The organism is Pseudomonas sp. BF-B-15 (assembly GCF_019946675.1).
Classification (GTDB): Bacteria; Pseudomonadota; Gammaproteobacteria; order Pseudomonadales; family Pseudomonadaceae; genus Aquipseudomonas; species Aquipseudomonas migulae.
Genome location: NZ_JAGYFZ010000136.1, coordinates 1 through 13,726 on the forward strand (window position 1 = coordinate 1; position 13,726 = coordinate 13,726).

Here is a 13,726-nt window from a genome sequence, read left to right on the forward strand (position 1 = left end):
TCGCGATGGTGTGTCAGTCGAAACCTCTTTGGCTGACACACCATCGCGAGCAGGCTCGCTCCCACAGAGGGGCTTTTCTAACGCCCAATAAAAACGGCCCGCCTCCAAAGGAAGCGGGCCGTTTTCATGTTCGGCGAAAGGGTTGAGCCTCAGCTCATCCCGATCACTTGTTCAGGCGGAAATCAGCCTCGGCAGCAGCGAAACGCTGCAGCATGCCGTGAGTCGGCGCGCCCAGTTTGCTGACGATGTAGATCGCCAGGCTGGCGAAGATGAAACCAGGGATGATTTCGTACAGGCCCAGCAGTTCGAAGTGTTTCCACACGATCACGGTGATCGCGCCGACCAGGATGCCGGCCAGTGCGCCGTTGCGGGTCATGTCTTTCCAGATCACGGAGATCAGGACCACTGGACCGAACGCAGCACCGAAACCGGCCCAGGCGTAGCTGACCAGACCCAGCACACGGTTTTCCGGGTTGGCGGCCAATGCGATGGCGATCAGGGCAACCAGCAACACCATGGCGCGGCCGACCCAGACCAGTTCCACCTGGGAAGCCGATTTACGCAGGAAGGTTTTGTAGAAGTCTTCGGTCAGGGCGCTCGAGCACACCAGCAACTGGCAGCTCAGGGTGCTCATGACCGCAGCCAGAATGGCCGACAGCAAAATACCGGCGATCCATGGGTTGAACAGGATTTTGGCCAGCTCGATGAACACGCGCTCGTGGTTTTCGCTGACGGGCATCGCCACGGCAGGGTTGGCCGAGAAGTAGGCAATACCGAAAAAGCCTACAGCCACGGTGCCGCCCAGGCACAGGATCATCCAGGTCATGGAAATGCGACGGGCATTGGCGATCGACTTGACCGAATCCGCCGCCATGAAACGCGCCAGGATGTGCGGTTGGCCGAAGTAGCCCAGGCCCCAGCCCATCAGCGAGATGATGCCGATGAAGGTGGTGTTTTTCAGCATGTCGAAGTTGGCTGGATCTTGCGCTTCGATAGCCAGGAACGCGGTATCGACGCCGCCGGTCGCCAGCAACACGATGATCGGCGTGAGGATCAGGGCGAAGATCATCAGCGTGGCTTGTACGGTGTCAGTCCAGCTGACTGCCAGGAAACCACCGACGAAGGTGTAGGCAATCGTCGCCGCAGCACCGGCCCACAGCGCGGTCTCGTAGGACATGCCGAAGGTGCTTTCGAACAGACGGGCGCCAGCAACGATGCCGGACGCGCAGTAGATGGTGAAGAACACCAGGATCACAACCGCCGAGATGATCCGCAGCAGGCCGCTTTTGTCTTCGAAACGGCTGGAGAAGTAGTCCGGCAGCGTCAGCGCATCGCCGTTGTGCTCGGTCTGCACGCGCAGACGGCCGGCGACGAACAGCCAGTTCAGGTAAGCACCGACGATCAGACCGATGGCGATCCAGCTTTCGGACAGACCGGACATGTAGATGGCGCCCGGCAGACCCATCAACAACCAGCCGCTCATGTCGGAGGCACCGGCGGACAATGCAGTCACGACGCTGCCCAGGCTGCGACCGCCCAGAATGTAGTCAGAAAGGTTGTTGGTGGAGCGATAGGCCATGAAGCCGATCAGCACCATTGCTGCGATGTAGATCACGAACGTGATCAGGGTTGGATTGCTAACGCTCATTAAGTGATGCCCTGGCTTTGTTTTTATGTAGCGGCAGAGTGTGAAAACGCCGACAAACGACAATGTTTGATCAAACGATTTGCGGGTCCGCGCATTTAGGACTGATGTTTCCCCAGGAAAGCCATCAGCCGGTGCACCTGTCTTTTTAACCGGTTGCACCTTGGGCGCGAATCCTATTCAACAACGCAAATAAGGTGCAACCCATTTTTTGAGAATAAGTTGCACCTAGTCGGATTTAGCTTGAAAAGCTCTGTTTTTGCTCCCTTTTAGAGCAGTCATAAGCGTTTACTAGAAGCAAAAGCACCAAGCAGGAGCGGTACGTTCGTACCGGAATTTAATTCCTGACGAGCTGCCTATTATTCCGACAAAAAAAGGGTTGCACCCGGTTGCACCTCAGAGAGCGCGCAGCTAATCTTGCCGCCAGCTGATGCCACGCGGTCGTGGCAAACATGAGGATAAAAATATGGCTACCACCACCCTTGGGGTCAAACTTGACGACCCGACCCGCGAGCGCCTCAAGGCCGCCGCGACTTCGATTGATCGCACGCCGCACTGGCTGATCAAGCAGGCAATTTTCAATTACCTGGAAAAACTCGAGGGTGGTGCAACCCTGACCGAGCTCAACGGCCTGACGGCCAAAGAAGCCGACGACAGTGGCGACGTCCATGTCGACCACGCGCACCAGTGCTTCCTTGAGTTCGCCGAAAGCATCTTGCCGCAATCGGTGCTGCGCGCCGCCATCACCGCTGCTTACCGTCGCCCTGAGCCGGAAGTGGTGCCGATGCTGATCGAACAGGCTCGCCTGCCGGTCGCCATGGCTGACGCCACCAACAAGCTCGCTGCTTCGATTGCCGAGAAACTGCGCAATCAGAAGAGCGCCGGTGGCCGTGCCGGAATTGTTCAGGGCCTGTTGCAGGAATTTTCCCTGTCGTCCCAGGAAGGCGTGGCACTGATGTGCCTGGCCGAAGCGCTGTTGCGCATCCCGGACAAAGGCACTCGTGACGCACTGATCCGCGACAAAATCAGCACCGGTAATTGGCAGCCGCACTTGGGCAACAGCCCGTCGCTGTTCGTCAACGCCGCAACCTGGGGCTTGCTGCTGACCGGCAAACTGGTCGCCACCCATAATGAAGCGGGTTTGACTTCGTCCCTGAGCCGCATCATCGGCAAAAGCGGCGAGCCGATGATCCGCAAGGGCGTCGACATGGCCATGCGCCTGATGGGCGAGCAGTTCGTCACCGGCGAAACCATCGCCGAAGCCCTGGCCAACGCGAGCAAGTTCGAAGCCAAGGGTTTCCGCTATTCCTACGACATGCTCGGTGAAGCCGCCCTCACCGAACACGACGCGCAGAAGTACCTCGCGTCGTACGAACAAGCCATCCACTCGATCGGCAAAGCGTCCCACGGTCGTGGGATTTATGAAGGCCCGGGCATTTCCATCAAGCTGTCGGCACTGCACCCGCGTTACAGCCGTGCGCAGTACGAGCGTGTGATGGACGAGTTGTACCCGCGCCTGTTGTCGCTGACCCTGCTGGCCAAGCAATACGACATCGGCCTGAACATCGACGCCGAAGAAGCCGACCGCCTTGAGCTGTCGCTGGATCTGCTGGAGCGCCTGTGCTTCGAGCCGCAACTGACCGGCTGGAACGGCATCGGCTTCGTGATCCAGGCTTACCAGAAGCGTTGCCCGTACGTGATCGATTACGTGATCGACCTGGCTCGCCGCAGCCGTCATCGCCTGATGATCCGCCTGGTGAAAGGCGCGTACTGGGACAGCGAAATCAAGCGCGCCCAGGTCGAAGGCCTGGAAGGCTATCCGGTCTACACCCGCAAGGTGTACACCGACGTTTCCTACATCGCTTGCGCCCGCAAATTGTTGTCGGTGCCGGAAGTCATCTACCCGCAATTCGCCACGCACAACGCCCACACTCTGTCGGCCATTTACCACATCGCCGGTCAGAACTATTACCCGGGCCAGTACGAGTTCCAGTGCCTGCACGGCATGGGCGAACCGTTGTACGAACAGGTTGTAGGTAAAGTTTCCGAAGGCAAGCTGAACCGCCCATGCCGCGTGTACGCACCGGTCGGGACTCACGAAACGCTGCTGGCGTACCTGGTACGTCGTCTGCTGGAAAACGGCGCGAACACCTCGTTCGTGAACCGTATCGCCGACCAGTCCATTTCGATTCAGGAGCTGGTGGCCGATCCAGTGGCCAGCATCGAGCAGATGGCGACGCTGGAAGGCGGCTTCGGCCTGCCGCACCCGCGTATCCCGCTGCCGCGCGATCTTTATGGTGCCGAGCGCGCCAACTCCAGCGGCATCGACATGGCCAACGAACATCGCCTGGCTTCGCTGTCGTGCGCTCTGCTGGCCACTGCTCACAACCACTGGAAAGCCGCGCCGATGCTCGGCTGCGTCTCCAGCACCGAAACCCCTGCGCCTGTTCTGAACCCGTCCGATTTGCGTGACGTGGTCGGTCACGTACAGGAAGCGAATGTCGAAGACGTCGACAACGCGATCCAGTGCGCCCTGAACGCTGCACCGATCTGGCAGGCCACCCCGCCGGCCGAACGTGCTGCGATTCTGGAACGTGCCGCCGATTTGATGGAAGGCGAGATCCAGCCGCTGATGGGCCTGTTGGCTCGCGAAGCCGGCAAGACCTTCGCCAACGCCATCGCCGAAGTGCGTGAGGCCGTGGACTTCCTGCGTTACTACGCGGTGCAGGCTCGCAACGATTTCACCAACGACGCCCACCGCCCATTGGGTCCGGTGGTGTGCATCAGCCCGTGGAACTTCCCGCTGGCAATCTTCAGCGGTCAGGTTGCCGCTGCATTGGCCGCCGGTAACCCGGTACTGGCCAAGCCTGCGGAACAAACCCCGCTGGTCGCTGCCCAGGCCGTGCGCCTGATGCTCGAAGCCGGGATTCCGGAAGGCGTGCTGCAACTGCTGCCGGGCCGTGGCGAAACCGTGGGCGCCCGTCTGGTCGGTGACGATCGGGTCAAAGGCGTGATGTTCACCGGTTCCACCGAAGTTGCTCGTTTGCTGCAACGCAACGTCGCTGGCCGTCTGGATGCACAGGGCCGCCCGATTCCGCTGATCGCCGAGACTGGCGGCCAGAACGCGATGATCGTCGACTCCTCGGCACTGACCGAACAAGTCGTGATCGACGTGGTGTCGTCGGCCTTCGACAGCGCCGGTCAACGTTGCTCGGCTCTGCGTGTACTTTGCTTGCAGGAAGATTCTGCTGACCGTGTCATCGAAATGCTCAAGGGCGCCATGGCTGAATGCCGTCTCGGCAACCCTGAGCGCCTGTCCGTGGACATCGGCCCGGTGATCGACGCCGAAGCCAAGGCGGGCATCGAGAAGCACATCCAGGCCATGCGCGACAAAGGTCGCAACGTGTACCAGGTGGCCATCGCCAACAGCGAAGAAGTCAAACGCGGCACCTTCGTGATGCCGACGCTGATCGAGCTGGAAAGCTTCGATGAGCTGCAACGCGAAATCTTCGGCCCGGTGCTGCACGTGGTGCGCTACAAGCGCAAAGACATCGACCAGTTGATCGGTCAGATCAACGCTTCCGGCTACGGCCTGACGCTGGGCGTGCATACGCGCATCGACGAGACCATCGCCAAGGTGATCGACAACGTCAATGCCGGTAACGTCTACGTGAACCGTAACATCGTCGGTGCTGTGGTTGGCGTGCAACCGTTCGGTGGCGAAGGCCTGTCGGGCACCGGCCCGAAAGCCGGTGGTCCGTTGTACCTGTACCGCCTGCTGTCGACGCGGCCTGCCGATGCAATCGAACAATCCTTCGCTCGTGGCGACGCCGCCACTGCACCGGATGTTCGTCTGCGCGATGCCATGAGCAAACCGCTGACCGCCCTGCAAACCTGGGCCGACAGCAACAAGTTTGCCGACCTGAGCGCCTTGTGCGTGCAGTTCGCGGCGCAATCGCAAAGCGGCATCACCCGTGTGCTGGCGGGCCCGACCGGCGAGCGCAACAGCTACGCGATCCTGCCGCGTGAACACGTGCTGTCCCTGGCCGAAGCTGAAGGCGATTTGCTGACGCAACTGGCGGCGGTATTGGCCGTCGGTGGCTCAGCGGTATGGCCGGAAGCTGACCTGACCAAAGCCTTGTTCGCACGCCTGCCGAAGGAAGTTCAGGCGCGCATCAAGCTGGTTGCCGACTGGAACAAGGACGAAGTGGTGTTTGATGCGGTTCTGCATCACGGCCATTCCGATCAGTTGCGTGCGGTGTGCCAGCAAGTGGCCAAGCGTGCCGGGGCGATTGTCGGGGTTCACGGGTTGTCGCTGGGCGAGACCAACATTGCGTTGGAGCGCCTGGTGATCGAGCGAGCGTTGAGCGTTAACACCGCTGCGGCGGGTGGTAATGCGAGCTTGATGACCATCGGCTAAACCGCCGAGTGTCAGCTGCAAAAATGGGCGCCCTCACCGGCGCCCATTTTTTTTGCCTGAACCACTAAACCGCAATACCGCACAGGCCCTGTAGGAGCCGGCTTGCTGGCGATCAATTCAACGCGGTGTATCTGAGGCACCGCTATCGCCAGCAAGCCGGCTCCTACAGGGGTCGTGTTTGGCCTGTCTATCACCGTTATCAATCATCCTGTTCAGCCTCTATCCCCACGCCTAGACTCGGTCCATTCCAAAAAAAGGTAGGCCGCCATGTCCGAGACGTTGCTCAGTTCCCGCAATCTGGCTTTCGAGCTGTATGAAGTCCTCGACGCCGAAGGCCTGACCCAGCGTGAGCGTTTCGCCGAGCACAATCGCGAGACCTTCGACGCCGCCATCGGCACCGCTCGCAGCATTGCCGAGAAGTTTTTCGCCCCGCACAACCGCAAGGGCGACGAGAACGAGCCTCGCTACGAGGACGGCCAGGCGATTCTGATTCCGGAAGTTAAACCGGCGGTGGATGCCTTCCTCGAAGCCGGTTTCCTCAACGCCGCGCGCAGTTTCGACGCCGGCGGCATGCAACTTCCTACGCTGTTGTCCCAGGCGTGTTTCGCGCACTTCCAGTCAGCCAACGCGGCCTCGACTTCATACCCGTTCCTGACCATGGGCGCGGCGAACCTGATCGAAAGCTTCGGCACCGAGGAACAGAAACAGCGCTTCCTGCAACCGATGATCGACGGCCGTTTCTTCGGCACCATGGCCCTGACCGAGCCGCACGCAGGTTCGTCGTTGTCGGATATTCGTACCCGCGCCGAGCCCGCTTCTGACGGCACCTATCGACTCAAGGGCAACAAGATCTTCATCTCCGGCGGCGATCACCCGCTGTCGGAAAACATCGTGCACATGGTGCTGGCCAAACTGCCGGACGCACCGGCCGGAGTGAAGGGGATTTCGCTGTTCATCGTGCCCAAGTTCCTGGTCAACGATGACGGCAGCCTGGGCAAGCGCAATGACGTGTTGCTGGCCGGGCTGTTCCACAAGATGGGTTGGCGCGGCACCACATCCACCGCGCTGAATTTCGGTGATAACGGTGAGTGCATCGGTTATCTGGTGGGCAAGCCGCACCACGGTTTGAGCTACATGTTCCAGATGATGAACGAAGCGCGAATCGGCGTCGGCATGGGCGCGGTGATGCTCGGTTACGCCGGTTACCTGTATTCGCTGGAGTACGCCCGCGAGCGTCCGCAAGGCCGCGTGCCGGACAGCAAAGACCCGAACACCGCGCCGGTGGCGATCATTCAGCACGCCGACGTCAAACGCATGTTGCTCACGCAAAAAGCCTACGTCGAAGGCTCATTCGATCTTGGGTTGTATGCGGCGCGACTGTTCGATGACACCACGACGCTTGCGACCGAAGCCGAGCGCAAACAGGCCCATGAGCTGCTGGACTTGCTGACGCCAATCGTCAAATCCTGGCCGTCGGAGTTTTGCCTGAAGGCCAACGAGCTGGCGATCCAGATTCTCGGCGGCCACGGTTATACCCGCGAATACCCGGTTGAGCAGTATTACCGCGACAACCGTCTGAACCCGATTCATGAAGGCACCCACGGCATTCAGTCACTGGACTTGCTGGGCCGCAAACTGGCGCAGAACGGTGGTGCGGGACTGAAGCAATTGATCCGCCTGATCGCCGACACTGCCGAGCGGGCGCAAGCGTACGAATCGTTGAATGCGCTGCGTGAACCGCTGGAGAAACTGGTGGCCCGCCTGCAAACCGTAACCCTCGGTTTGCTGACCGACCTGGCTCAAGGCAAGGTCAACAGCAGCCTGGCGAATTCGGCGCTGTACTTGAAGGTGTTTGGGCACACAGTGATTGGCTGGCGCTGGCTGGAGCAGGCGATTCGCGCCGAAGAAGGGTTGACCAAGGGGAATGCGGCGGATGTGAGCTTCTATAAAGGCAAGCTGCAGGCGGCGCGGTATTTCCTGACCTGGGAAGTGCCGGGTTGCCACCATGAATTGGCGATTCTTGAGGCTCGGGATGATGTGTGTTTGAACATGCAGGATGAGTGGTTCTGAGCAACTGATTCAGTGCAGAGTATTGGTAATGCATTGAGTGTTCATTTTGAAACACGCCAACTCTGCACTCGACACACCTGTTATTTCTGACAGCTGTGTAATCAAGGCAGCTCCGATAGGCTGGATTCCCGACGTCACACTATTTGTCGGCAACGACGGACATCACCCTGTCCGTCGGTCCTCCTATTTGAGAGAGCATGATGAATACGCCAAACACACTTGCAGACAAAACAATCAAACTCCCAGGACTTGTCAGCCGTGACTATTGCGTTCTGGCATCCATTTCAGCTGGGCCTGGAAGAGCGGGAACGATTTGGACCGATTCCAAAGGGATTGAATACATCGTCCTCGACAAGAATTATCACAGGCCGTCAAACGAACAGTCCCTTATCACTATTGAGATGGTTTCCGTTGGCGCCACCGGTGAGAAGAAAGCTTCGGAGAGTACTGAAACAACGGCTGTCGGTATGATGGAAATCGTTTCGCCCGACGAGCGATATGAGTGGGACTACCTCGTCGGGTACAAGGACTACGAGGCCATGTCTGCCAACGAGTGGCTAAGCATTGTCTATGGCTTCCCTGCCGCAGAACGCACACCAAAAATAGACCCTTATATACGGCTCACCCACGACCAATTCATTCTGGCCACCAGAGTGGGTGACAAGGTAAGAGGTAGTCGCAACAGCACCGTCACAGGCAAAGAGTATCGCTGGCAAATCGATAACGGCTATCGCGTAACCGTCAAAACAGAGGGTGATACCCAAATTGGTAATCGGTTGTTCAACCGCGATGACATGTTCAGATCAATGACCAGTGGCGACACCTATATCGATGAACAACAACGTTCCTGGGTCGTGAGAGAGAAGCGGGTTTTTTATATCGATACCGTCAATGGTGCTGAGGTATACGGGAAAGAGCTTTTGGTCTCGTCATTCGTTTCTGACTGATCATCAGCGCCCCGAGAGCGCACACACTATTGTCGCGCTCTCGGCCAGCCTGTGCAGCCTTGGACTCGAAACTCAGCTCAACCGAAACCCACCCATCTGCCGCGCCAAATCATCCGCCAACCGCTGCAACGTCTGGCAATCCTCTCGGCAAGCCCTGACCTCCCCTGCCGTCGCCCGAGCCAAGTCGGAAATCCCCTGCACGTTGCGGTTGATCTCTTCGGTTACCGCCGACTGTTCTTCCGTCGCGGTCGCGACTTGGTGGTTCATGTCGCTGATACGCTCGATCTGCCCGGTAATCGCGGTCAGCGACGTCCCGGTGCGCTGGCTCGACTCGACACCGGTGCCGGTCGCCGCTTGACCGGTGTGCATCGACGACACCGCGTTCTCCGCGCCTTGTTTAAGGCTGCCGATTATTTGCTGAATTTCATCGGTGGACGATTGAGTTCGCCGCGCCAGCGTCCGCACTTCATCTGCCACAACGGCAAATCCACGGCCCATGTCTCCAGCCCGCGCTGCTTCGATGGCCGCGTTAAGCGCCAGCAAGTTGGTCTGCTCGGAAATTCCGCGAATCACCGCCAACACCTGATCAATCGACGCCACCTGATCAGCCAGTTCGCCCACCGCACTGGCGGCGACACCGATTTCATCGGACATGCTTTCAATATGTCGGATCGACCCACCGACCACTTCCCGCGCCTGCATCGCCTCATCGCGAGCATCCTGCGAGGCAACCGCCGCGTTACCGGCGTTCTGCGCGATTTCCTGCACGGTCAGGCCCATTTCATGGACGGCGGTGGCAACCATGTCGGTCATTTCCTGCTGACGCCCGGAGCGTTCGGCGGTGTTGTCCACAACCTTCGCCACCTGGCTGACGGCGGTGCGCAAACGCTCACTGGTGGTCAGCACTTCGCCGATCAACTCGCGCTGACTGTCGAGGAATCGATTGAAGCCGCGCGCCAGGTCACCCAGTTCATCGGCGCGGCTGGAATCTAACCGGTGGGTCAAATCTCCACCACCGCTACCGATGGCAACCAACGCTGCTGTTACCTGACGAATCGGCCGCACCAACCCACGAGCCAGCAACACCACCAGCAACAGGCACACCAGCGCCACCACCAGGCCAATGCCGCTGCTCATCCACATGGCGCGGCGGGCTTCGGCGTAGATCTGCGACTGTGGCACTTCGGCCACCAGGGTCCAGCCCAAGTCCCTCAGCGGCAGGCTCAACGCGAGGAAGTCTTCGCCATCACGCACGAAGCTGCTGCTGGCAGCTTTTTGACCCATGACTGCCTGCGCGGCCGACGCACCGATTTGCTCGACCAAGGTGCGTTTGCCACTGAATTGCGCTTCGGGGTGAACCTGGATCAAACCGTCGGAACGCACGAGATAGACCTTGCCGCGCTCACCGAAGGTGAAGTTGTGAATCAGCTCCGACAGCTCTTTCATGCTCAGGCCAAGCCCGGCAACGCCCACGACTTTGCCGGCCTGCTCGACCTTGAGGTCGATGAACAGCGCCAATTCTCCGGTGGCTGTGTCGTTGTCGATATTGAGGGTGCGCGGCTGGTTGCTGTCGAGGAACGAATAGAACCAGGCGTCTTTGGGATTGGAACGGCTGAGGCTGCGGTCCAGGCCTTTTTCAGTGAAATAGTGGTTTGAAGCCGTACCGACAATTAACGCGGTAAAGGCTTTGTGTTCGGCGCGGATGCCTTCCAGATACTGCACGAACGCGGCGGTCTGGTCACTGTTTTCACCCCCGGCCAGCCAGTCGCGCACCATGCTGTTGCTGGCGATGTCCTTGGCGGCGGTGAGGGGTTGAACGAGGATGCGCTCGATGTCGTTGCGCATCGCTTCGATGCTCGACGGCAGCGCTTGTTCGACCAGGTAGCTCTGGGCGAGACGGTTGACCACGAGGGTATAAACGCCAACCACGATCAGAATACTGACCAGCAGGGCGGTGCCCATACTGAGGATCAACTGCCACTGAATACTGCGACGCCAGAACTGCATGGAGCACCCCCAAAGAATAAGAGGCTGAAACACTGCAACAGCCGTGCCGATTGTATACAACTCAAACGACAATTTATTCTTTGGTTGTGCGCAAAGCCGATCAGGCTTGATTGATCGTCTTGGAGATCACTTCAACCGTGGCGCTGACTTGCTCTTGGTAACGGTCGAGTTCGAGCTTGTGCTGCTTTTTCATTTCGATCTGCTGAGAACACAGATTCATCGCGGCCAGCACCAGCAGGCGGTCACCGATCAGGGTCGGGTACTTTCTTTTGGTGTCAGCCAAAGCAGCCTTCAACATCAATGCGGCGTCCAGCAGGGTTTGCTCTTCCCCGGCCGGCGCCTTGATCGAATAGTCCTCCCCCAGGATCGAGACGACTTTTACCCCTGCGGCGCCGACACTCATGCGCTGACCGGGCCGGCGCTGACGCGTTCAACCAGGGCCTGGATGCGGGCGGCGGTGGCGCCTTGTTTCTCTTCCTGTTCCATCAGGCTCAGTTGCAGGCTTTCGTTTTCATCCTTGGCCTGGGCCAGTTCTGCACTCAGGGTCTGGTTCTGTTGAACAAGGTCGCTGACCAGTTGTTCCAATTGGCTTAGGGATGCTTCCAACATTTTGATTTTCCAAGCATTTTCAAGGGGCGCGTACGATAAAGAAAAGTCACCACGGATGCCAGGGTTAATGGGGCGCAAGGCCTTGATTTTCCTGGCGGGCGACCTTCCTCGCGAACTTTAAAGACTGTGATTGGCGGATCTGGTTCCTGCACTTCGTCGCCATAGTTTCTGTAGGAGCGAAGCTTGCTCGCGAAGGACGTCCAGACAACGCGTTCATCCAGACTGCACGCGTTACCGTTAACGTCCTTCGCGAGCAAGCTTCGCTCCTACAGGAAACGGTCTGACTGCGACAAATACGCGCAGCCCCTCAAGACTTTAGTCGTATGACCGATAAGTCATCCATACGTCAGTCTCAGCGCCGCACAGGTGCGCTCTTTTCGGTAAACACCATGTCCCTTCGTAATATGAATATCGCTCCGCGGGCGTTCCTCGGTTTCGCCCTGATTGGCGGTCTGATGCTGGTTCTGGGGGTGTTTGCCTTGAACCAGATGAGCAAGATTCGCGGTGCTGCCGAGGAGATCACCTTGAGCAGCGTGCCGAGTATCAAAAGCCTCGACGAGTTCACTCAACTCACCTTGCGCCTGCGAGTGCTGTCCTACCGTTTGCTGGTGAACCGCGAGCCCGACGTTCAGCAGAAAACCATGGAGCTGCTGGAGTCGCGCAACCAACAGATTCGTGCGGCTCAGGCGACCTACGAAAAGCTGATCAGCAGCCCGCAGGAACGTGCAGCCTACGATCAATACGTGCAGTTGCTGGGGCAGTACCGCCAGATCGAAGACCGGATGAAAACCCTGTCGCGCAACAATCAGGTCGATGAACTGCGCACCTTGCTCAACACCGATCTGCTGACCAACTCCGAAGCTGTCAACGCAGTGCTCAATCGCTTGCTGGAGATCAACACCCAGCAGTCCCTCGACACCAATCAGCGCGCCGCCGATCAATATGATTCGGCCTTCAATCTGGTGATCACCTTGCTGGTCATCGCCACCGGCCTGACCGTGCTGTTTGCCTGGCTGCTGACCAACAGCATCACCAAGCCAATCGCCAATGCCTTGAGCGCTGCCGAACAAATCGCCGAAGGCAACCTGACTCGCCCGATCACCGTTGATGGCGAAGACGAAGCCGGCCGTTTGCTGCTGGCCATGTCGAAGATGCAAGACAAGCTGCGTGACACCCTGCAGCGGATTTCCGGCTCGGCCACGCAACTGGCCTCCGCCGCTGAAGAGCTCAACAGTGTCACCGACGAAAGCGCCCGTGGCCTGACCCAGCAGAACAACGAAATCGAACAGGCCGCCACCGCTGTCAACGAAATGACCAGCGCCGTGGAAGAAGTCGCGCGCAACGCGGTGAGCACCTCGGAAGCATCGAAGAACGCCACCACGTCGGCCGGTGACGGCCGTGATCTGGTGCAGGAAACCGTCAGCGCCATCGAACGCATGAGCGCCGATGTGCAGAGCACGGCGACACTGATCGGTGATCTGGCCAATGAATCCCGCGACATCGGCAAGGTACTGGACGTGATCCGTGGCCTGGCGGACCAGACCAACCTGCTGGCCTTGAACGCCGCCATCGAAGCGGCCCGTGCCGGTGAAGCCGGGCGCGGTTTTGCGGTGGTGGCGGACGAAGTGCGTGCACTGGCGCACCGCACTCAGCAATCGACCAGCGAAATCGAACGCATGATCGGCAGCATTCAGACCGGCACCGAGCACGCGGTGGATTCGATGCGCAACAGCACCGAGCGCGCCGAGTCGACCTTGAACATCGCTCGCGGCGCAGGGATGTCACTGGACACGATCAACAGCGCCATCGTCGAAATCAACGAACGCAACCTGGTGATCGCCAGCGCGGCCGAAGAACAGGCCCAAGTGGCCCGTGAAGTGGACCGTAACCTGGTGAACATTCGTGATCTGTCGGTGCAATCGGCCACCGGCGCCAATCAGACCAGCGCAGCGAGCAACGAACTGTCGCGATTGGCAGTGGACCTGAACACGATGGTTGGACGGTTCAGCCTCTGACCCGCCCCCCCTG

8 protein-coding genes and 1 pseudogene are annotated in these 13,726 nt (G+C 59.2%); 5 read left to right on the forward strand and 4 right to left on the reverse strand.

The window, feature by feature from the left end; genetic code table 11:
• Nucleotides 1-163 precede the first annotated feature (163 nt).
• Nucleotides 164-1,648 carry a sodium/proline symporter PutP gene (gene putP, locus KGA97_RS27030; protein WP_008042044.1) on the reverse strand — a complete coding sequence of 495 codons (1,485 nt, stop codon included), beginning with the start codon at nt 1,646-1,648 and terminating at the stop codon, nt 164-166.
• 463 nt (nt 1,649-2,111) lie between these two features.
• Between putP and putA the strand changes: the two genes are divergently transcribed.
• The 3 genes from putA to KGA97_RS27045 all read left to right on the forward strand — a co-directional run bounded on the left by putA (nt 2,112) and on the right by KGA97_RS27045 (nt 9,082).
• The gene (gene putA, locus KGA97_RS27035) at nt 2,112-6,065 is read left to right on the forward strand and encodes a trifunctional transcriptional regulator/proline dehydrogenase/L-glutamate gamma-semialdehyde dehydrogenase (protein ID WP_008025099.1); all 3,954 of its coding nucleotides are present in this window, start codon (nt 2,112-2,114) and stop codon (nt 6,063-6,065) included.
• A 267-nt stretch (nt 6,066-6,332) separates the two neighbouring features.
• On the forward strand, nt 6,333-8,135 hold the full coding sequence (locus tag KGA97_RS27040; RefSeq protein WP_223481827.1) for an acyl-CoA dehydrogenase: 1,803 nt from the start codon (nt 6,333-6,335) through the stop codon (nt 8,133-8,135).
• A 200-nt stretch (nt 8,136-8,335) separates the two neighbouring features.
• Nucleotides 8,336-9,082 carry a hypothetical protein gene (locus KGA97_RS27045; protein WP_223481828.1) on the forward strand — a complete coding sequence of 249 codons (747 nt, stop codon included), beginning with the start codon at nt 8,336-8,338 and terminating at the stop codon, nt 9,080-9,082.
• A gap of 72 nt (nt 9,083-9,154) precedes the next feature.
• Here KGA97_RS27045 and KGA97_RS27050 read toward each other — a convergent pair whose 3' ends face one another.
• From KGA97_RS27050 to KGA97_RS27060, 3 genes are all read right to left on the reverse strand, one after another.
• Complete coding sequence (locus tag KGA97_RS27050) at nt 9,155-11,089, reverse strand: methyl-accepting chemotaxis protein (protein ID WP_223481829.1); 1,935 nt, start codon at nt 11,087-11,089, stop codon at nt 9,155-9,157.
• A 100-nt stretch (nt 11,090-11,189) separates the two neighbouring features.
• Nucleotides 11,190-11,492 (reverse strand): cell division protein ZapA, encoded by a 303-nt coding sequence (locus tag KGA97_RS27055; RefSeq protein ID WP_008025105.1) that lies wholly within the window; start codon nt 11,490-11,492, stop codon nt 11,190-11,192.
• Nucleotides 11,489-11,698: a hypothetical protein gene (locus KGA97_RS27060; protein WP_008025106.1), complete on the reverse strand. Its 210-nt coding sequence runs from the start codon at nt 11,696-11,698 to the stop codon at nt 11,489-11,491. Before KGA97_RS27060 ends, KGA97_RS27055 begins: the two co-directional genes overlap by 4 nt.
• A gap of 404 nt (nt 11,699-12,102) precedes the next feature.
• Between KGA97_RS27060 and KGA97_RS29710 the strand changes: the two are divergent.
• Both KGA97_RS29710 and KGA97_RS29715 read left to right on the forward strand, forming a co-directional pair.
• Nucleotides 12,103-12,858, forward strand: a pseudogene (locus tag KGA97_RS29710) (MCP four helix bundle domain-containing protein); the annotation flags it as partial.
• The gene (locus tag KGA97_RS29715; protein WP_407013414.1) at nt 12,850-13,713 is read left to right on the forward strand and encodes a methyl-accepting chemotaxis protein; all 864 of its coding nucleotides are present in this window, start codon (nt 12,850-12,852) and stop codon (nt 13,711-13,713) included. The pseudogene KGA97_RS29710 and the gene KGA97_RS29715, both read left to right, overlap by 9 nt.
• Nucleotides 13,714-13,726 lie beyond the last annotated feature (13 nt).

What these genes read in the sequence shown, in the direction of transcription:
- putP (WP_008042044.1), bottom strand. Translation starts at nt 1,648, where the DNA reads ATGAGCGTTAGCAATCCAACCCTGATCACGTTCGTGATCTACATCGCA.
- putA (WP_008025099.1), top strand. Translation starts at nt 2,112, where the DNA reads ATGGCTACCACCACCCTTGGGGTCAAACTTGACGACCCGACCCGCGAG.
- KGA97_RS27040 (WP_223481827.1), top strand. Translation starts at nt 6,333, where the DNA reads ATGTCCGAGACGTTGCTCAGTTCCCGCAATCTGGCTTTCGAGCTGTAT.
- KGA97_RS27045 (WP_223481828.1), top strand. Translation starts at nt 8,336, where the DNA reads ATGAATACGCCAAACACACTTGCAGACAAAACAATCAAACTCCCAGGA.
- KGA97_RS27050 (WP_223481829.1), bottom strand. Translation starts at nt 11,089, where the DNA reads ATGCAGTTCTGGCGTCGCAGTATTCAGTGGCAGTTGATCCTCAGTATG.
- KGA97_RS27055 (WP_008025105.1), bottom strand. Translation starts at nt 11,492, where the DNA reads ATGAGTGTCGGCGCCGCAGGGGTAAAAGTCGTCTCGATCCTGGGGGAG.
- KGA97_RS27060 (WP_008025106.1), bottom strand. Translation starts at nt 11,698, where the DNA reads ATGTTGGAAGCATCCCTAAGCCAATTGGAACAACTGGTCAGCGACCTT.
- KGA97_RS29715 (WP_407013414.1), top strand. Translation starts at nt 12,850, where the DNA reads ATGCAAGACAAGCTGCGTGACACCCTGCAGCGGATTTCCGGCTCGGCC.